Genomic DNA, 20,086 nt, shown 5'->3' with positions numbered 1-20,086 from the left:
CTGAAAAAGGAAAGTGGCGCAGTTCAGGGAAGGGCGCCTTGCGACTGCGGTGCCTCGACCATGCGAACGGGAATGCCGCCCTTCACGTTGCGCAGCGTGACCAGCTTGACCGCTTCAAGGCTGCTGTCGGGCGCGCCGTCCGACGTGACGGCCAGCGCCAGACTGTTGCTGCCGCGATGGTTGAGGATGCCTTCCGGGATCGGGAAGACGCGCTGCGGACCGACATTGGCGATGAACTGCCCCATCTGCCACCCGTTGACGAACAGTAGCACCCGGTAGCGGCCGGGCGAGCGCGGCACCTGCGTATCGCCGAACGCGACGCCGATGGTCGCATCCTGACCCTTGGGCACGTTGAGGTCGAAGCGCGTCCGATACCAGCTGGTTCCTGCCGGCTGCGCGCCCGCGGGAACGGTGGCCGGGGTCCAACCGCGGTCGTCGAAGGCCGGCAGGTGCCAGCCCATCCGCTCCCCGAACAGGCCGCCATTGTTGGGGACGCCGCGCACCCGATCCGCAAAGTCCTCACCACCTGCGCGGCCTTGGATCTTCCATTCGACCGGCACCGCGAAGCTGCGACCCGCGGGCGCCTCCAGCGAAGCGAACACCAGCCCGCGCGCTTCCTTGTGGAAATCGTCGGCGTCCAGATCCCAATTATGGCCGTTGTTGCGCACCATCACGCTCAGCACATGCTCACCTGGAGCCTGAGCGGCCGCGGGCAGGTCGAACTCGGCGACACCTGTGGTGATCGGGCGGGGCAGGCCGCCCGGCAGCTCATGCTGGCCGATGAACTGTCCGTCCAGCCAGACCTGCAGCATCCCGGAGCCGCCCGCGCCATAATGAAGTTTGATCCGCTTTGCGTCGGCGGCACCCTGGAAGCGACCGCGATACCAGACGTCGCCTTCGTGGAAGCCATAGGCGTCCATCAGCATGTTGGGCTGGCCGTCGGGCCGGGCGGTGGTGCTTGCGTAGGCGCGGCGGTCGATGGCCTGCCATGCGCTATCGTCAAAGCCGGGCTGCGCCTCGGGAGAGCCCTGGGCCACCCGCCAGGCTGTGAGCGCCGGCAATTCAACGGGTGCCGGACCCGCTAGCGGACGTGCCGCGCCGCGGCTGCCCATCGCCTGCGGTGCAAGGGGAACCCGCGCACCGTTCCACGTCACCTGCCGCAGCCGGGCGGGCGCCCAGATCTCCAGCGCGCTTGCTTCCGCGGTGTCGCCCGTCAGCGCCAGCGTGCCACCAGATGCCTTGGCGGTGCGCACGAGCGCGGTCCCGCGCACCAGCACCGGACCGGCGGCCGTGTCGTTGCGCCAGAACCGCGTACCCTCCGCCTCGTCAGCAAGGAGGAGAAGGAGCGGGGGGCGGCCGCCGGCCTCGATACGAACGCGTGCTAGGCCTTGGTGCGGATAGTTCAGCCGGAGGTCGCCTCGCGCGCTGTCAAAGGTCGAGCTTACCTGCCCCTCGAGGACCGTGACGCGCGGGGCATTCGCATAGCGCAGCACTGTTTCGCCGTTCTCGCCCGCGCGACCGTACAGAAGCGCGATATCCTCGCCGTCGCGCGTCAGTACGGTCTGCAATTCGGAGGTGGAATAGACCAGCCGCTGGCTGCCGAGCTTCGCACCCGCGATCAGCCATTTCGCGTCGAACCCGTTGAGCCGCATCGGCTCCGCCTGGGGGAAGCTATAGCGACCGTCGGGCAGGTCGGCAGTGATGGTGAAGCGGTCGTCGGTCTGCCCGTTCGACGGCTTGTGCGTCACCATCAGGAAGCGTGCGTCCGTCTCCGGGCTCTTGTTGTGATAGACTTGGATGTTCGGGGACGAAATCTGCACCGGCCCGGCGGGCACCATGCCGGCAAGATCGGGCATCGCCGCAATCAGGCCGCCGAGCTGCTTGAGCTCCAGCGCCTTTTCCCGCACCTCGCGCGCTTCCGAAAAGGCTGCGCCATAATCATAGCTGGTGAACACCACCGGTGCCGGCAGCCAGCCCCAGCTGGTGCCGCCATAGCCCATGTAGAAACTCTGGATCGAGATGCCGTTGGCCAGGTTGGTGCCATAGAAGACGCGCTGGAAGCGCTTGCCGCGCTGGACCGCGTTGCACTCATACCCGCCGTTCGACCCCCAATAGTCGAACCACCCGCCGCCAAATTCGGCCGCAAAGCCAGGCGTGTTGGGGGAGGCGGAGGCGCCGCCCTTGGCACCGCCGGGGCCGTAGAAGCCCCAGTCCGGCGCCGCCGATCCTCGGGTCGGCCTGCCCTCGACGGTGCAGGTGCCGCCGGGATAGCCGTCGAACGCATACATGTCGGTCGGCCCTTCGACCGTATGTTCGACGTTCGCGCCCTTGGGCACCCAATAGCCGTTGCGGCCCTGATCATTGTGGAAGATCGGGACCGTGATACCGTCCGCGCGGGCCTTGGCGTACAGGTGATCCATGTAGCGACGCTGGGACGGCGTGGTGATCGCCAGTTCGTTTTCGATCTGGTGCAGGATCACGGTCCCGCCCTTCTCACCGTTCGGGCCGCCGTTGATCTGGTGGCGGGCGATGATGCGGTTCACCTGGGTCAGCCATTCGTCGACGGCCTCGAGATATTCCGGGGCGTCGGTGCGCGCGCGGGCGCGCTGGTTGACCAGCCAGCCGGGGTAGCCGCCGCGGGTAAGCTCCGCATTTACATAGGGGCCGGCGCGGGTGATGACGTAGATGCCCTCTTCGGCCGCCATGGTGAGGAGGCGGTCGATGTCGCGGATCCCGCTGAAGTCGTACACGCCGCGCTTCGGGCTGTGGTATCCCCAGTCGAAGTAGAAGGCGACCGTGTTGAAACCGGTCGCCTTCATCTTGTGGAGGATGTCCCGCCACAGGTCGGGGGAGGGCAGCCGGAAGGCGTGCACCTCGGCCGACCAGATCGTCTGGCGCTTGCCATCGATCATCAGCGAGCGTGCATCGAAACTCACCCGGCCAAAGCGCTGGACCGGAGCGTCGAAGTTGGCGGTAGGCTGCGCCTGCTGGGCAGCGGCGGGAACGCTGGCGAGCAGCGCGGCGGTGGCGAGAAGGAGGGCGCGCATCGGATCAGGCCATGTGGAACATGGGGAGGAGCGGCCATTCCCGGGGCCGGTTGTCGGCATCCACTTCCATCAGCGGCGCCATGTGGTCCCACCAGCGCTGCATGATCGGATTGCCCGGCAACGCGTCTCGCTGGTTGTCCTCGGCAAGCTTCAGGACCGCAAACAGTGCGCCGCTGGGCTCGTCCAGGAAGATCGAATAGTCGGAAATGCCCGCGTCCCGGAGCAAGTCGGTAAGCTCAGGCCAGATCTGATCGTGGCGAGCCTTGTACTCGGCGGTCATGCCGGGTTTGAGCTGCATCCGGAACGCGTGGATCGACATGACCTCTCCTGCTCTCCCACTATACGGGATTATTATGCACTATATGGTAGATGCTGTCCGGCTGATCGTCAAACCCCTCTGGGGCTCTACCGCCGTATGACGAATCCGCGCGGCGGTGACGGCCTGGACATCCTCTAGCACCAGGGGGGGGCGGGGATCGGCAGGGGTGTGAAGCGTGAGCCCGTCGATGTGCAAGCCCCGGACGTGGCGTGCCCAAAGCCCCCACGCCGGCGTGATCCCGAACATGCTGGGTTCCGGATAGGCGTCGGCGAGTTCCGGCGCAGGAACGTCCGCGCGTTTGCAACCGCTGCCGTCACGATAGGTGAGCGCGATGTCCCGGAGCGTCACCGCTTCGATCGGGGCCTGCGGTAGACCGACCAGCATAGCTGCGAAGCGTGGGTCGATGCCGTCCGCGACGATGCGTTCCAGAGTGATGCCGCGCATCGCGCCCAGGCTGGAACCGGGCGGCCCGCGCCGGCGATCACCCAGGCGGAGGAAGATCGGTGCGGTCGTCACGTCCTGCAGTCGCAGGTCGCGCGCAATCACATCCTCGACCACGCCCCCGTCGACGGTTTCCAGTGCGAGCCCGCGCGAGCGCTCGAACCGGCAATCCTCGATGCGGATGCGGCGAAAGCCGCCGTTGCTCTCCGTGCCCAGCTTGATCCGGCCGGTCACCCGGTCGCGATCGGGTGCAATCTGCTGGCGCGTACCCCTCGACCCGTCGAGCAGGGTACCAGGGTCGAACCCGCTAACCGCGCAGCCGCGCACCACCACATCCTCGCACGGGATGGCGCGCCCAAGCGCCCAACTGCTCTTCAGCACGATGGCGTCGTCGTTGGGGGTGTTTACCCGACACCGCTCCACCCGGGCGTTGCGGACGCCGTCCAGATCGATGCCGTCGCGCGCGGTATCGATCGTCAGGTCTTCGATCACCAGCCCGTCCACACCGGTCGCGAGGATCGCGAAATGGCCACCGTCGCGGATCGTGAAACCGGATAGGTGCACATCACGCGCCTCGACCAGCCCGATCGCCTTGTTTCCGCGCCCCTGCATATAGGCCGCGTCGCGTTCCAGCGCGTCGATCTCGGCTGCGGTCATGGCCTGCATCGAAAGCGGCCGCTCGCCGGCCTGACGCTTCCACCGCGCGCCCGGGCCGTCGCGGGTCAGCGCCCGCCCGTCGATGACGCCCGGTCCCAGGATCGCGACGCGCCGGACTGCGTCGCCCCAGATCAGGCTGTTGTGCCAGTGGCTGTGGCCGAAATCCTGATAAAGTTGCTCGCCACGGTCCTCCGGCAAGTCGTAGCTGCCGGGGTCAAGGTCGGGGTCGGCGGCAATGATTGTCGCGCCCGCCTCCAGCACGACCGTCACGTCGCTGCGCAGCCGGATCGAGAAGCAGCGATAGTTGCCCGCCGGCACGCGCACCACGCCGCCGCCCGTGGCGGAAGCCAGTGCGATCGCCGCGTTGAACGCAGGCGTATCCAGTCGTCGCCCGTCCCCTGCTGCGCCCTGCTCGCGAACGTCGAACTGGCGGCAGGCGTGGCCCGGGAATGGAAGTCGCACCCTCAGCTTCCGGCGGGACGGTTGGCGCTTACAGCGGTGCTCGGCGTCAGCTTGACCTCGTCTGGCAACGGCGGGTGTCCCAGGTCAAAGGGCCCAGCGGTCACGTGCGGGGCGAGAGCGGGTACTGCCGTGCGAAGTTCGTCAGCAAGGGCGCGGGCGAGCAGCCATGCGCCATAGTTATTGTGGTGCGTCTTGTCGGCACCGCCCTCGTTAAAGGCCAGGGGTGCCGGCTGCGGGCCCAGCGCTTCGTACAGCGTGATGCTGGCGCGGTTCAGGTCGATCAGCGGCAGACCCTCCTCGGCCGCGACCCGTCGGACGGCATCGGGATAGCCGCCCAGGCTCGGGACGATCCGGCCCTGGCGGTCAAAATTGCGGCGTTCGGGGGAGGTGACCAGCACCGGGGTCGCACCCCGCCGCCGTGCTTCGGCGACATAGGCCCGCAGATAGGCGGGATAGGTGCTGTCGGCGGCGGCATAGGTTTGCGGCCACTGTGCCTTCTGATCATTGTGGCCGAACTGGATGAAGAGATAGTCGCCCGGCTTCATGGCGGATAACGCCTTGTCCAGGCGCAGGCCGGTGAGGAACGACTTGAGCGTCTCGCCGGATTCCGCGTGGTTGGCCACGGCAATCCGATCGCCGAGAAAGGCTGGCAGCATCTGGCCCCAGCTCGCGGCGGATTCAAAGCGCTGGTCCGTCACCGTCGAATCCCCCACCAGATACAAGGTGGGCACATCGGCCGCGGGCGCGATCCGTACGCTCTGCACGCGCGGCCGACCCAGGAACTCCAGCGTCAGCCGGTCGTCCCAGCTGTAGCTCCCGGCTTCGCGTGGGTTCAGCCGCACCGCAGCGCCTCCGGGCGCGTTTTCGGGCGGCGCGGGCAGTTCTGGCGTACGGACATTGACCACGAAGCTGCGCGTCACCGTCTCGCCCGCGCGGGTGCGGACCCGGTCCAGCATCAGGCGTCGCGATTCCGCCTTGACGCTGGTCTCGCCTGCGGTCGCGCCGCCGAGCGTCAGCGTAACGCGCCAATTGCCCTCCGGCAGCGCGACCGAAAACAGCGGCGTTTCCGGCGAGCTGTCCGGTTCGTAGCCGAAGTCGCCGGCGCGATACCGACGATCGGGCGCCACCAGCGTCTCGCCCGTGGGCGCGGCATCCGGGCCGAAATGAAAGCTGCGCGGCGGGTCGATCATTGTGGCCAGGGGCAGGAGCAGCAGGGTGGCAAGCATCGGGTTCAACGACCGGGGGCCGGGGCGCCCAGGAAGAAGGACGGGTGCGGCGGCTGGTTGTACGCCGTGTTCTGCCACGCGACACCCAGACGGTAGACGGGGTCGTGCATCAACGTGACCAGGCGTTCCTCGGTCGGGATCGGCGTGGTGTAGATGCGCAGTTCGCGGTCATCGGCGCTGCGTACCACCAGTTCCTCCCGCCAATCGCCCAGCAGGTCGGCGCTGAGCGCCGGATTCTGCTTGGTACCGTTGTTGGAGGCTACCCCCTCGGGCGCCAGCAGCAGGTGTTCGCGCCCAGTCGTCCAGTCCCATTTCGTGATCCGGGTGCCGTCCAGGAGTTCGCGCAGGCGATCGCCATCCCACCAGATCGCGAAGTTGGCGGCCTTTGGCCGGCCACCGGGGATCGGATTGCCGCGCACGTCGAACAGATCGGCGGAGTTCGACGCCCAAGTTTCGGCGCCCGGATGCCGCGGGTCGATGTCGGCAGCGAGACCGCGGCCCGTGTCCTTGTCGGCGGGCTTGGTCCACAGCACCTCGCCGGTGCGGGCGTCGAGCATCGCGGAGCCGATGCCACCATTGTCCCTCACATTTTCGTGAACACCGAACTTCTCAAGACCGGGGCGGGTGGGGTCGAGGTCGGAGACGTGCATCGCATCGCCATGTCCGAGCTTGGCGCTCCATAAGCCACGGCCGTTGTCGTCCAGCGCCATCGATCCGTAGAGGATCTCGTCCCGCCCGTCGCCGTCAACGTCCGCAACCGAGAGCTGGTGGTTGCCCTGGCCGCCGAAGTCGGCGTTGCCGGGCTCGGCGCTGTCGAACAGCCAGCGTTGGGTCAGTTTGCCACCGCGCCAGTCCCAGGCGGCAACGGTGGTGCGAGCGTAATAGCCCCGCGCGAACACGGCGCTCGGCAGCTTGCCGTCGAGATAGGCGACGCCGGCGAGAAACCGGTCGGAGCGGTTGGCATAGCCATCGCCCCACAGGGCCGTCATCTGTTCGGGCGTGGGATCGGATGTCCGGGGACCGCGCGGGGGCGAATAGGCGGCGGTGGTAAGCGCGCGGCCAGTCGCGCCCTTGAACACCGTCAGATATTCCGGGCCGCGCACGATCCGTCCGGTCATGTCCGCGACGCGGCGACCATCGGGAAGCGTGCGGGCGCCGGTACGATCCGCCTGCGGGACCTCGCCCGATTTACTGCGCCAATCGGCCTTCGCATCGCCGATCACTTTCCCGGCTCCATCCACCGTGCCGTCGGCGGTCTTGACCATGATCTCGGCACGCCCATCGCCGTCGAAGTCATAGACCATGAACTGGGTATAGTGCGCGCCCGAGCGGATGTTCGGGCCAAGGTCGATCCGCCACAGTCGTTTGCCGTCGAGCGTATAGGCGTCGAGCAACGTCTCGCCGCTGTAACCGGCGAAGGCATTGTCCTTGGCGATGCTGGGATACCATTTGACTATCAGTTCATAGCGCCCGTCGCCATCGAGGTCGCCGACGCTCACATCGTTTGCGGAATAGGAATATCGCTCGCCATCAGGCGTGGTGCGATCCGCGGGCCGGTCGAGCGGGATCGACCAATAGCCCTTGGCCCAGACGGAGGTCTCCGCCGCAGCCTCGCGCGCGTCCGCGCGCTCCAGCCGATAGCGGGACTCGGGAGTGCCGTCACGATCCACAAAACTGGTGGCTCCACGCAAGATCGCGCGCGAGACCGGCTTGCCGTCGCGTAGCAGCCGGAATGTCGTGCGGGAGGAGTCACTGCGGAGCAGCCGCCATGAGATGTGATTGCCCCCGCCACTTGCCGGTACAGCGACCAGCCCGCGGTCGAGCCGCTCCATCTGGCGACCGTCCGCCGCTCCGCTGACCGGAACGGCAAGGCCCGCGAGCGGCAGCACGGCGGCGTAAAGGAGCAGTCGCTTGAGGACGTTGCCCGGGTGGGGGCTGCGTCGAGCGGGTGGAAAACCAGATGCTGCCTTCATCCTAACTCTCCATCCCCGCTACAATATATCCCAATATCTGGACTAGATTATCATATGTGGAAATTTGCTGTTTTCAAGCAGGGAGGTTTGCGATACTTCTTTCGTCAGAAGGCGGGGAAACCGTCGCACGGAGCGGGACCGCTCCATGAACTGCGAGGAGGGGATAGATGGGGCTCGTACATCGGAAATTCGTGCGTGGTGCCGCGACGTCGGGCGGTGTCGTTTCAGGCATCGCCGTAGCGATCGCACTGTTGTCGGCGCCGGCCATGGCGCAGGACGCTCCGGCGGATGCGCCGTCCGTATCGTCGGACGATGACATGGTCGGCGGTGACGTCATCGTCACCGGCACCCGCGCCAGCCTCCAGTCCGCGATCGGCCGCAAGAAGAATGCGGGCACCACCGTGGACTCGATCGTCGCAGAGGACATCGCCAGCTTCCCCGACAAGAACATCGGCGAGGCGCTTCAGCGCATCACCGGCGTTCAGCTCGAGCGCGACTTCGGCGAGGGCGTGCGCGTGTCGATCCGCGGCGTCGAGCCGGACCTCAACCGCGTCGAGATCAACGGTGTCACCACGCTGGGGCAGGGCGGTGGCGGCCAGCGCGGTGCCGACTTCCGCGAGCTCGCCTCCGAACTCGTCAAGTCGATCGACGTCTTCAAGGGCTTCACCGCCGACATGACCGAGGGCGGCATTGGCGGCACGGTGAGCATCGAGACGCGCAAGCCCCTCGAACTGACAAAGACGCTGCTCGCCCTGACCGCTTCGGCGCAGTATCTCGACGTCTCGGACTCGGTCCAGCCGCGCGGCAACTTCACCTTCGGCACCAACAAGCTGCTCGGCGGCCGACTGGGCGTGATCCTGAACGTCACGTACGACAAGAACGACACGCGCAACGACTATCTGCGCAACACCGAATGGGTTCGCTTCGGCGATCTGAACGGCGACAACCGGAAGATCACCAGCAACGCCAACTTCGACAGCATCACCACGCTTGCTGGCTGCGGCACCATACCTACGGGCGGTGAGGCGGGCGCCACGCGCGCGGACTGCCAGCAGCAGTTCTATGAGTTCGTGCCGCGCATTCCGCGATACGGGATCTGGCTGCGCAACGACGAGCGCATTTCCGGCATCGGCACCGTCCAGTACCAGCTCACCAACAACCTCGACGTGTACGTCGAGTACCAGCGCAATCGCCGCAACAACCAGCTGATCGATTATAACCGCTCGGTGGACGTGACGGCGCTGTCGCGCATCGACACCTCGGGCGCGTGCGGCCGCTGCACCTTTGACGATGAGGGCAACCTCATCGACTTCTACACGGCTCCGACGGCTCCGGCCAACAACAGCGGCGCGGGCTCGATCTTCTCCACCAGCAAGCGCGACTTCAAGTACGTGCAGGAGTCCGAGTACAAGACCGCGGGCTTCAACTGGAAGACGGACCGCTTCCAGCTCAAGGGCCTGGCCGTGAAGTCGAAGGGCACGACGGTCAGCGAGAGCCTGACGCTGAGCCTGAACGCGACCGTACCCGGCATCCATGTGTCGCTGGACCCGAAGACGGGCGCCCCATCGTTCGGCTTCCCAAGCGGCTTCAACCCGGACAACCCAGCTTCTTATGCCACGCCGGGCACGTCGATCGTCAACGGATCGACCCCGGTCGTGCTGGGCCTCCAGTATCGGCCCGAAGAGGTCGACGTGACCGAGGACCAGTATAAGCTCGACGCCGATTGGGAGCCGGACGTGCCGTTCCTCACGCGGATCGAGTTCGGCGGCCAGTACCGCAAGTCGACCTCGCTGCGCTATTACGGCGGCACCAACTTCAACAACTCGAACGGCGACTTCGTGCCGACCTCGTTCGTGACCTCGAACGTTCAGATCGGCCAGAACAACACCGAGCTCGCCTTCCCGGTCAGCCCGACGAACCCGGCGCAAGGAACGTCGCAGTTCTTCACCCAGGAGAAGTTCAATCGCTTCCTGGCGAGCGCGACCGAGTTCACGCCGGACATCTTCTTCAGCAACGGTAGCCGAAACGGGCTTCCCGATCGCTGGCTCGCACCCAACTTCAACCGGTTCGACAGCTTCTTCGACACGACGTACCTGAACCGCGACCGCGTGCGCGTCTCGAACGGCTTTGCCCAGACGCCGGCGCATGAGATCGAGGAGGACATCTACGCCGGTTACCTGAAGGGGAACTTCGAGACGGAGTTGCTGGGCATGCCGATCAGCGGCAACGCCGGCATCCGCTGGGTCCGGACCGAGGACACGGCCACCGGCTCGAACACGCGCCGCGTGATCGAACTGGTCGACCCGAACAACCCGACCGGCGCCACGACTACGCGGACGGTGTCGGTCGACACCATCTCGTTCACCAACAGCTATACGGACTGGCTGCCGAGCTTCAACCTGGCGGCTGAGATCGTGCCCAACCGGCTGATTGCGCGCTTCGGCGTGGCCAAGGTGATGGCGCGTCCGCGTCCCACCAGCCTGGTCCCGAACATCAACTGCGCCTTTGACGAGACCGGGCAGAACCCGAACCTCAACGACAGCTGCACCGCGGGCAATCCCAATCTGAAGCCGTACCGGGCGACCCAGTACGACCTCAACCTGGGTTGGTACCCCAATGCCGACACGCTGCTGAACGCCGCTCTTTTCTACAAGAACATCGACACCTTCATCATCGAGAACCAGGCGACCTTCGGCGTCGACGTGTTCGGCGATGGGCAGTTGTTCGACGTGCGCCAGCCGATCAACGGGGCGGGCGCGAAGGTGAAGGGTGTCGAACTGTCGGCGCAGACCGCCTTCACGTTTTTGCCGGCGCCGCTCGACGGGTTCGGCACGCAGCTGAACTACACCTACAGCACCGCCGAGGACGTGGGGCTGACCAACAGCCTGACGTTCGAGGACCTTCCGTTCCCGGGCCTGTCGAAGCACAATTATTCGGTGATCGGATATTACGACAAGGGCTTCCTCAACGCCCGTCTCGCCTACACGTGGCGTAGCAAGTACCTGCGCCTGACGAATGATCGCTCGGGCAACCCGGTGTTCCGTGACGCCTCTGGCTATCTCGATGGCAAGATCACGCTGCGGTTCCTGGAGGACCGGCTGCAGTTCTTCATCGAAGGCAAGAACCTGACCGGCACGACCGAGCGCGATTCCGCAGGCGGCATCCGCACCTCGGAGTGGAGCTATCCGGGCAAGCGCTTCTTTGCAGGCATTTCGGCGCGGTACTGATGCAGGGGGGAACGGCAAGACGGGCGGGAAGGGCAGCACGCGGCTTGCTGCTCGGCCTTGCCGTTCTCCTTTCGTCCGGATGCTCGGGGTCTGATCAGGCCGACACGTCCGGCCTGATCGCCACCGAGGCGCAGGCCTGGCGTGTCGAGGCGGAATCGCCAGCGGCGCGTGTCTCCTACCTGGGCGACAGGATCGACATCGACACCCCTGCAGGCCTGTCGCTCTGGTACGGGCATGAGATCGAGGGGCCGGTCGCGATCAGCTTCGAGGCGATGGCCGTGGCGGAGGGGGGAGCCAACGACGAAGTCAGCGACCTCAATGCCTTCTGGATGGCGACCGATCCGAAGGCGCCGGGCGGCTCGGTCCTCGACCCCGGCCGGTCCGGCGCGTTTGCGACCTATGACGACCTTCGAACCTATTATGTCGGTATCGGCGGCAACCGGAACACGACTACCCGCTTCCGCCGCTACATCGGGGAGCCGGGTAATCGCCCGATCTTGCCCGAACACGATCTTGCCTCGGCCGACGCCATGCTGGTCCCGAACCGGTGGACTGCGGTCCGGCTGATCGCCGACGGCAACACCATCGCGGTCGAGCGGGACGGCCGCCGACTGTTCACGCTCCAGGATCCGGCGCCTTATACGCGGGGATGGTTCGCGATCCGCACCACCAAAAGTCACCTGCGCGTCCGCAACCTGCGCATCACGCCGCTTTGACGGAGACCTTTATGCGCCTCACCCGACGAACCCTCCTGGGCGGCACTGTGCTCGCCGCCGCAGGAAGCGCAGTTCGCGCGGTTCCCGTCCAGGCTGCGCGAGTATCGCGGCTCGCGCCTGCGCCGGTGCGGTGGATCGACGGGGCGCCGCCGGGGCGCCATTTCGGCCAGACCTTTGGTGTGGCCTGGCCACGCGGCACCCTCTCCAAGGGCCGATCGCTGACCGTTCAGACTGCCGATGGTGCGTCCCTGCCGTCGCAGAGCTGGCCCACAGCCTATTGGCCTGACGGGTCGATCAAGTGGACGGCCCACGCGCTCGCCGCAGGGGCTGGTTCCGCAGGATTGACCGTGACGCAGGGGCGTCCGGCGCGTCCGACGTCCCCGATTGTCGTGGAAGAAGGCGCGGATACGGTCACGATCGTGTCAGGCGACCTGCGCTGGGAGATCGCGCGCTCTGGCGATTCCGTGATCCGAAGCGCGCGGCATGGGGAGCGCGCGGTGCTCCAGAACGTCCGCCTGCTGGGAGAGGTTCGCGACGCGCCCATCGATGGCACCCGCCTGCCACTCCTCGGGCGCATCGACGCGGTCGTGGTCGAACAGCGTGGCCCCGTTCGCGCGGTGATCCGCGTGGAGGGCAAGCACGCCGGCGGCGGCCGCTCAGTGTTGCCCTTCACCTTGCGGCTGTACGCCTATGCCGGCTCGGACGCGCTGCGGATCGTCCACAGCTTCGTCTTCGATCTCGATCCGGCGAAGGACTTCATCTCGGGGCTGGGCATTTCGGCCGACGTGCCACTGCGTGCGCCCCTCCACGATCGTCACGTGCGCCTCGCCACCGCCGGTGACGGCATGTTTGTCGAAGCGGTTCGCCCGCTCACCGGCTTGCGCCGGGATCCCGGCAGGGCCGCCCGACAGGCGCAGGTCGCTGGCCGCGCCGCACCCCCGCCAGAAGAGATGGGACGGGTGGGGCCGCTGCTGGACCGCATCCCTGCGTGGAGTGACTTCACGCTGCGCCAGCTCTCCGCACGCGGCTTCACGCTTTCAAAGCGCACGGCCGAAGGTCACGCCTGGGTCGATGCCGAGGAAGGCGCGCGCTCGCCCGGCCTGGGCTATGTCGGCTCACCCCAAGGGGGCGCTGCACTCGCCGCCCGCTATTTCTGGGAGCGGCATCCCAGCCAGATCGACATCCGCAACGCGGCGACGGACACCGCGCGGCTGACCCAATGGCTGTGGTCGCCCGACGCGCCGGCCATGGACCTGCGCTCCTATCGGGGCATGATGGGGATGGAAGGATATGATGCCCAGAACGAGGGACTGGACATCACCTATGAGGATTACGAGCCGGGCTGGGATTCCGCGACCGGTGTCGCGCGCACCAGCGAGCTGATGCTGTGGGCGCTGGACCGGACGCCGGAGACCGCGACCCTCGAGGAAATGGCACGGGCGGCTGCCACGCCTCCGCAATTGATGGTGGCGCCGGCGCATCTTCATGCGGCGGGCGTGTTCGGCGACTGGGGCTTGCCGGACCGGTCGACGCCGACCCGCGCGCTGTTGGAGAACCAGCTCGACAATCTAATCGATTTCTATGCGGGCGAGGTCGACCGGCGCAGCTGGTATGGCTTCTGGGACCATGGCGATGTCATGCACACCTATGACAGCGACCGGCGGGTCTGGCGGTACGACATCGGCGGCTTTGCCTGGGACAACAGCGAACTCTCGCCGGACCTGTGGCTGTGGTACGCCGCCATCCGCTCAGGAGACGCGAAGACCTATCGCCTCGCCGAGGCGATGACCCGTCATACCGGCGAAGTCGACGTGTACCACATGGGCCCATTCACCGGCATGGGAACTCGTCACGGAGTGCAGCACTGGAGCGACAGCTCGAAGCAGCCGCGAGTCAGCAACGCGATCTATCGCCGCATCTTCTACTATCTGACCGCCGATGAGCGGGTGGGCGACCTCATGCGGGCGCTGCTCACCTCCGACCATACACTCCAGACGGTCGAGATCGGGCGCAAGGTGCCCGGCGGGCAGCGTAAGGCCTTGCCCGCGGGCGTGGTGGAAATGAGCTTCGGCACAACCTGGTGCGCGCTCGCGGGTGCGTGGCTTGCGGAGTGGGAGCGAACCGGGGCCAAGCAGTGGCGAGACCAGTTGGTGGCCGGCATGGACAGCATCGGCCGGCTGCCCAAGGGGTGGCTGACGGGCAGCGCGCCCTATGACCTCAAGAGTGGCCGCTTCCTCAATCCGGGCGACCGGATCCAGATCGCGCATCTGAACGGTGTGTTCGGGGCGCCCGAGGTAAGCTCGGAGCTCCTCGATCTGCTGGATGTGCCGCGCTACCGGGCGGCGTGGCTGGAATATTGCCGCTGGTACAACGCGCCCCGGGCCGAGTTCGACGCGAAGTTCGGTAAGCGGGTGGGCTCGAGCAACCTGCGCGAGGGGCATTCCCGGCTGACCGCCTATGCCGCGAACCGGGAAAAGGACCCCGCACTTGCCGGCCGCGCCGCGCGGGAATTCTTCTCCGGCGAAGCAGGGCTCGGCACGGTCGCGCACGACCCGCGCCACACGCTGCCCGGCGGCATCGTGGAGTGGCCTGGGGTCTCCACCAATGCAGCGGCGCAATGGGGTCTGGCCGCGATCCAGAACCTGGTGCTCATTCCAGAGGCACTGGACGCCGCGTATCGGCCGTGAGCGGCTGTCCACTCGGTCTGCTCCGTTAGATATTGCTAATATATTAGCCGGCGCTATATAAGCGCCATCTAATGGAGTAGTGACGATGCGCAGACCGCAGATGGACCTCGCGACCTTCGAGGCGAAGGCGGGGCAGGTCGCCGACACGCTGAAGGCGATCGGCAACGCGCGGCGGCTGATGCTGCTGTGCAAGCTGGTCGAGCATGGTGAGGTGACAGTCGGCGATCTCGCGCGTGATGTCGGCCTGTCCCAATCGGCCTGCTCGCAGCACCTGGCCAAGATGCGCGACGAAGGCCTCGTCACCTTTCGGCGGGAGAGCCAGACGCTGTGGTACGCCATCGCGGACCCGCGCGTCGAGACGCTGCTCGCCACCCTCTACCAGCTTTACTGCAAGGAATGACGCGTTGACGCTCGCCACCCTTTCCCCAGCCGAGGCCCGCGCCGCGATCGATGCCGGCGCGCGGCGACGAATGCCTGGACACAAAAGCTTACATTAAAATCGCGGATGCTGTGCGGCCGATCGGGTAGTTTGCTCGTTCAGTGTCTGGGAGCATGCCATGACCGACCAGCCAGAAACCGTTGAGTATGACAGCGCCACCGGTGGGTGGGGCTCGTTGCGTGGCATGGCGCAGACCGCCTTGCGCGACATGGCATCGCCCGGGGCGCTCGCGACCTTGCGCACCCAGAACAAGCCCGGTGGCTTCATGTGCACCAGCTGCGCCTGGGGCAAACCCAAGCACCCGCATGCGTTCGAGTTCTGCGAGAACGGCGCCAAGGCCACGCTGTGGGAATTGACCACCAACCGGTGCACGCCTGACTTTTTCGCCAATCATAGCGTGCGCGAGCTGCGCGACTGGGACGATCATGATCTGGAACAGCAAGGTCGCCTGACGCATCCGATGCGTTACGATGCGCAGACGGACCATTATGTGCCATGCACCTGGGACGAGGCGTTCACCGCGATCGGTTCGGAGTTGAAGGAGATCGACCCCAAGTCGGCGATCTTCTACGCATCCGGCCGGGCGAGCCTCGAGACGTCCTATCTCTATGCCCTGTTCGCGCGACTCTACGGCACCAACAACCTGCCCGACAGCTCGAACATGTGCCACGAAACCACGTCGGTCACGCTCAACGAACTGATCGGATCGCCGGTCGGCACCTGCGTTCTCGACGACTTCGAACATTGCGACGCGCTGTTCTTCTTCGGCCAGAACCCCGGCACCAACAGCCCGCGCTTCCTGCATCCGCTGCAAAAGGCGGTCGAGCGGGGCTGCAAGGTCGTCACCTTCAACCCCATCCGCGAGAAGGGGCTGATCGAGTTCATCAATCCGCAGCGTCCGAGCCAGATGCTGACGGGCAAGGGAACGCAGATCAGCTGCCAGTATCTGCAGGTCCGTGCCGGCGGCGACATCGCCGCGATCATGGGGCTGTGCAAATTCGTGTTAGCCGAGGACGAGCGCCGTGGCGGCACGCTGATCGACTATGGCTTCATCGCGGAACACTGCTCCGGGTTCGACGCGTTCCGCGCCAAGGCGGACGCCACCTCTTGGGAACGGATTGAACAGGAGTCGGGGCTGAGCCGCGCCGATGTCGAGGAGGCGGGCCGCGTGTACGTGGCGGCGGAGCGGGTCATCGGCGTGTATGGCATGGGCCTGACCCAGCATGTCCATGGCTTCGAAAACATCGCGATGCTGGTCAACCTGCTGTTGATGCGCGGCCATATCGGCCGGACCGGCGCCGGGATCTGCCCGGTGCGCGGCCATTCGAACGTGCAGGGGCAGCGCACCGTCGGGATTTCGGAAAAGCCTGAGCTCGTCCCGCTCGACAAGCTGGCGGAGCAGTTCGGCTTCGATCCACCGCGCGACACCGGCATGACCACGGTGGAGGTGTGCGAAGGCGTGATGGACGGCAGCGTCCAGGCATTCATCGGGCTCGGCGGGAATTTCCTGCGCGCGGTGCCCGATCAGGCGCGTGTCGAACCGGCCTGGGAACGGATGCGGCTGACCGTCCAGATTGCGACCAAGTTGAACCGCAATCACCTGTTCAACGGCAAGACGGCGTATCTTCTGCCGTGCCTGGGCCGCAGCGAGGAAGACCTGCAGGCCGGCGGTCCGCAGACGGTAACGATCGAGGATAGTTTCAGCCACATCCATGGCTCGCGTGGCCATCGCACGCCAGCGAGCCCGCATCTGAAATCGGAGCTGGCCATTGTCGCGGGCATGGCCATGGCGACGCTGCCGCCCAATCCGAAGGTCCGCTGGGAGGAGTGGACGGGCGATTACGGGCGGGTCCGCGACCTGATCGCCGAGACCTATCACGAGCAGTTTCACGACATGAACGCCCGCATGTTCGAGCCGGGCGGCTTTTATCGTGGCAACAGTGCCCGTGAACGGGTGTGGAAGACCAAGACCGGCAAGGCGCAGTTCACCGCGCCGGAGATGCTGTCCGCAACGGATGTGGTCGACGTCGATGGCCGGTATCGATTGGTCACGGTGCGCTCGAATGATCAGTTCAACACCACCATCTATGGCTATAGCGACCGTCTGCGCGGCATCGAGGGCACGCGCGACGTGATCCTCATCAACCCCGACGACATGGAGAAGGCGGGACTTGCCGTCGGGCAGCGGGTGGCGCTGGTCGGCGACGCGGGCGACGGGCACAAGCGGCGGATCGACGGGCTGGAGGTCGTACCGTTCGATCTGCCGTCCGGCACGATTGTCGGCTATTATCCCGAGCTCAACCCCCTGATCGCGATCAGCCATCATGACCGCAGCTCGAAAACTCCGGCCAGCAAGGCAGTGCCGGTACGCATCGAAACCATGCCCTGATGGTGTCGAAGGTGGACGTGCAGGATCCGGTGGGCGATGCGATCGCCGCCGGCGCCCCGGCCGCGTTGGCGACAAAGGCCAAGTCGGCCTGGCCGCGGATGGTTACGCTCGCCGTGCTGGCGGGGGCCTTCATCGCCTTCGGCTCGGTTATCTCGCTGGTTGCGCAGGCGAACATGGGCGACGGCGGTGCAGTACGATTGCTCTCTGGCGCGGCATTCTCCGTCGGCCTGATGATGGTGATGATCGTTGGCGCCGAGCTGTTCACCGGCAATACGATGATGGTGCTTCCCGTGACCACCGGCGATCTGACCGCAGGTCGCATGGTTGGAGCTTGGGCAACGGTCTGGCTGGGCAATCTGCTGGGTGCGCTCGTCGTCGCCTTCCTGTTTGCGGCTGCGGGCGGGTTCGGCGACGGCGTGGGCGATGCGGCGATCGCCCTGGCCGACGACAAGCTGGCGAAGTCGGCCGGTGCGGTGTTCGCCTCCGGCATCCTTGCCAATATGCTCGTCTGCCTTGCCGTATGGATGTCGATGTTGGCGCAGACGCTGCCCGCAAAGATCCTAGCAATCATGGGTCCGGTCATGATCTTCGTCGCGGCGGGCCTCGAGCATTCGATCGCCAACATGTCGATCATTCCGCTCGGCTGGCTGGCGGCGGCGGGCGATGACCTGGCGCTCGGCGCGGGCGTGCTCAACCTTATCTTCAGTACGCTCGGCAATGTCGTCGGTGGGGCGGCGCTGGCGATCGCGATCGGGTATGGGCACGATGCACTGCGGCCCGATGAAAGCACTCAATGAATTCGATCGCGAGCTACTGCGGAACGCCGCCGCTACCCACTGACCTGTTTCTCCGTTGGAACCTCGACCCGATCCTGCTGATCGCGCTCGCGATCGGCGCAGCGGTCGCGCTCCGCTCCGCACGCCCGCGCCTCATGCTGGGAGGTGTCGTCGTACTGGCGCTTGCGTTCGTGTCCCCGCTCTGTGCCTTGAGCGTCGCGCTGTTTTCGGCGCGTGCCGTGCATCATATCCTGATCGTTGCGATCGCGGCCCCGCTGCTCGCGCTTGCGTTCCCGGGACGGCCTCCGCGCTTCCTCGGCGCCGCGCTGCTGACGGCGACGGCGACGGTGACGCTGTGGCTGTGGCACGTACCGTCCTTGTACGACCGGGCGCTGGCGCATACCGTGATCTACTGGCTGATGCAGGTGAGCCTGCTGGCGACTGCGGTCTGGTTCTGGCGCGAGCTGTTTGCCGCACCGCCGGTACCCGCCACACTCTCGGCGATCGCGGCCATGGCGCAGATGGGCATGCTCGGCGCCCTGCTAACCTTCGCGCCCGATCCGCTGTACGTCGTGCACGTCGCCACCACCCTGCCGTGGGGCTTGAGCCCGCTCGCCGATCAGCAGCTCGCGGGGTTGATCATGTGGGTGCCCGGCATCCTTCCCTATGCCGTGATTACCGCTGTGATCGGCCGCCGGCTCTGGATGCGGACGGCCGCGCCGGCATGATCGTCGCGATCAAGTTTCTCCACATTGCGGCCCTCGCGATCTGGTGTGCAGGCCTGGTCGGCCTGCCGCTGCTGTTGGCCAAGCACGCGCCCGACGACGAGCAGGAGGATTTTTCGCGCCTGCGCCTCTTGACCCACAACGCATATATTCGCGTCGTCACCCCCGCGGCGGTGATCGCCATCGCGATGGGAACGGCGTTGATCTTTCTGCGCGACGCGTTCGTACCGTGGATGTTCGCCAAGCTGGTCTTGGTTGGATTATTGGTGCTCGTGCATGGCTGGCTCGGCCATATCACCGTGAGTATTGGCGAGCACCAGGGCGACTATGCTCCGCGACCCGCCTGGCCACCCCTTGCGGCCTCACTGGCGTCGATGACGGTCATCCTCGGGCTGGTACTCGGCAAGCCCTTGATCACGGAGAAGCTGGCGCCGGACTGGCTCAACGAGCCGCAGGGTCAGCCCTTGCCCGTGGACGAGGTGCCGATGTGATAATCGAACACCAGCTTGCCACCATGCCACCCCGTCACCGCGGCGAAGCCGGCAGCGAAGGCGGACAGCAGGAAACCCCAGGGGAGCACGGCCTCCACATAGCCGGTGGTCAGACGATAGCCCCAGTTCGCCCCGAGCACCGAAAGCAGCATGACCGCGATCACGAAATGGGTCCAGCTTGCCGCGCGGACACGGATGCCCGGCACGAGCAGCAATTCGACCGTACCCGAGAGACCGGCCAGCAACCCGAACAGGAACGCCATGCCGCTCGACCAAAGTGCGGCTCGGGCCCAGAAGACGTCGCCCGTCCACCAATAGAAGCCGTCAGCGCCCAGGGTGCACATCACCAGGGCAATCGGGAAAGCGACCAACATCGCGTGGATCGGATGTCCGGCGATCGCGATCTTCGATTCAGTGCGATGAAAATTGGGGTGCTTCGTGACCGGATCGACCAGGTCACCGACAGGGGTGGTTTCATCGTTCATAGCCCGTCCTTGCACCGAACCGTTGG

At 66.2% G+C, this 20,086-nt stretch carries 14 protein-coding genes; 8 read left to right on the top strand and 6 right to left on the bottom strand.

All coding sequences use genetic code 11. The features are described 5' to 3' along the window. Window positions 1-23: 23 nt before the first annotated feature. The 5 genes from QP045_RS10130 to QP045_RS10110 are packed head-to-tail and all read right to left on the bottom strand — an operon-like array spanning window position 24 to window position 7,984. The gene (locus QP045_RS10130; RefSeq protein ID WP_422514861.1) at window positions 24-3,047 is read right to left on the bottom strand and encodes a beta-galactosidase; all 3,024 of its coding nucleotides are present in this window, start codon (window positions 3,045-3,047) and stop codon (window positions 24-26) included. A gap of 4 nt (window positions 3,048-3,051) precedes the next feature. Continuing rightward, window positions 3,052-3,366, bottom strand: coding sequence for an L-rhamnose mutarotase (locus QP045_RS10125; RefSeq protein ID WP_422514860.1), 315 nt, complete (start codon window positions 3,364-3,366; stop codon window positions 3,052-3,054). 39 nt (window positions 3,367-3,405) lie between these two features. Beyond that, window positions 3,406-4,926: a rhamnogalacturonidase gene (locus QP045_RS10120; protein ID WP_422514859.1), complete on the bottom strand. Its 1,521-nt coding sequence runs from the start codon at window positions 4,924-4,926 to the stop codon at window positions 3,406-3,408. Window positions 4,927-4,928: 2 nt separating this feature from the next. Beyond that, on the bottom strand, window positions 4,929-6,152 hold the full coding sequence (locus QP045_RS10115; RefSeq protein ID WP_422514858.1) for a rhamnogalacturonan acetylesterase: 1,224 nt from the start codon (window positions 6,150-6,152) through the stop codon (window positions 4,929-4,931). 5 nt (window positions 6,153-6,157) lie between these two features. After that, window positions 6,158-7,984, bottom strand: a complete 1,827-nt coding sequence (locus tag QP045_RS10110) for a rhamnogalacturonan lyase (RefSeq protein WP_422514919.1) — start codon at window positions 7,982-7,984, stop codon at window positions 6,158-6,160. A gap of 308 nt (window positions 7,985-8,292) precedes the next feature. On the opposite strand from QP045_RS10110, the gene QP045_RS10105 reads away from it, so the two are divergent. From QP045_RS10105 to QP045_RS10070, 8 genes are all read left to right on the top strand, one after another. Further along, window positions 8,293-11,352 (top strand): TonB-dependent receptor, encoded by a 3,060-nt coding sequence (locus QP045_RS10105; protein ID WP_422514857.1) that lies wholly within the window; start codon window positions 8,293-8,295, stop codon window positions 11,350-11,352. Further along, complete coding sequence (locus QP045_RS10100) at window positions 11,352-12,068, top strand: DUF6250 domain-containing protein (protein ID WP_422514856.1); 717 nt, start codon at window positions 11,352-11,354, stop codon at window positions 12,066-12,068. Before QP045_RS10105 ends, QP045_RS10100 begins: the two co-directional genes overlap by 1 nt. Window positions 12,069-12,079: 11 nt before the next feature. Further along, the gene (locus QP045_RS10095) at window positions 12,080-14,755 is read left to right on the top strand and encodes a Tat pathway signal sequence domain protein (RefSeq protein WP_422514855.1); all 2,676 of its coding nucleotides are present in this window, start codon (window positions 12,080-12,082) and stop codon (window positions 14,753-14,755) included. A gap of 85 nt (window positions 14,756-14,840) precedes the next feature. Then, window positions 14,841-15,155, top strand: a complete 315-nt coding sequence (locus QP045_RS10090; RefSeq protein ID WP_422514854.1) for an ArsR/SmtB family transcription factor — start codon at window positions 14,841-14,843, stop codon at window positions 15,153-15,155. Window positions 15,156-15,312: 157 nt separating this feature from the next. Next, window positions 15,313-17,583, top strand: a complete 2,271-nt coding sequence (locus QP045_RS10085; RefSeq protein ID WP_422514853.1) for an FdhF/YdeP family oxidoreductase — start codon at window positions 15,313-15,315, stop codon at window positions 17,581-17,583. Between the two features lie 11 nt (window positions 17,584-17,594). Then, the gene (locus QP045_RS10080) at window positions 17,595-18,380 is read left to right on the top strand and encodes a formate/nitrite transporter family protein (RefSeq protein WP_422514852.1); all 786 of its coding nucleotides are present in this window, start codon (window positions 17,595-17,597) and stop codon (window positions 18,378-18,380) included. Continuing rightward, window positions 18,377-19,087, top strand: coding sequence for a cytochrome c oxidase assembly protein (locus tag QP045_RS10075; protein WP_422514851.1), 711 nt, complete (start codon window positions 18,377-18,379; stop codon window positions 19,085-19,087). The genes QP045_RS10080 and QP045_RS10075 overlap by 4 nt, the downstream gene beginning before the upstream one ends. Further along, on the top strand, window positions 19,084-19,575 hold the full coding sequence (locus QP045_RS10070; RefSeq protein ID WP_422514850.1) for a CopD family protein: 492 nt from the start codon (window positions 19,084-19,086) through the stop codon (window positions 19,573-19,575). Before QP045_RS10075 ends, QP045_RS10070 begins: the two co-directional genes overlap by 4 nt. Here QP045_RS10070 and QP045_RS10065 read toward each other — a convergent pair. Beyond that, window positions 19,542-20,060 carry a DUF2231 domain-containing protein gene (locus QP045_RS10065; RefSeq protein ID WP_422514849.1) on the bottom strand — a complete coding sequence of 173 codons (519 nt, stop codon included), beginning with the start codon at window positions 20,058-20,060 and terminating at the stop codon, window positions 19,542-19,544. The genes QP045_RS10070 and QP045_RS10065 overlap by 34 nt on opposite strands. Window positions 20,061-20,086: the final 26 nt, after the last annotated feature.

The organism is Sphingomonas sp. 3-13AW (assembly GCF_049311085.1).
Classification (GTDB): Bacteria; Pseudomonadota; Alphaproteobacteria; order Sphingomonadales; family Sphingomonadaceae; genus Sphingomonas.
This window is presented reverse-complemented; position numbering and strand designations above follow the sequence as displayed.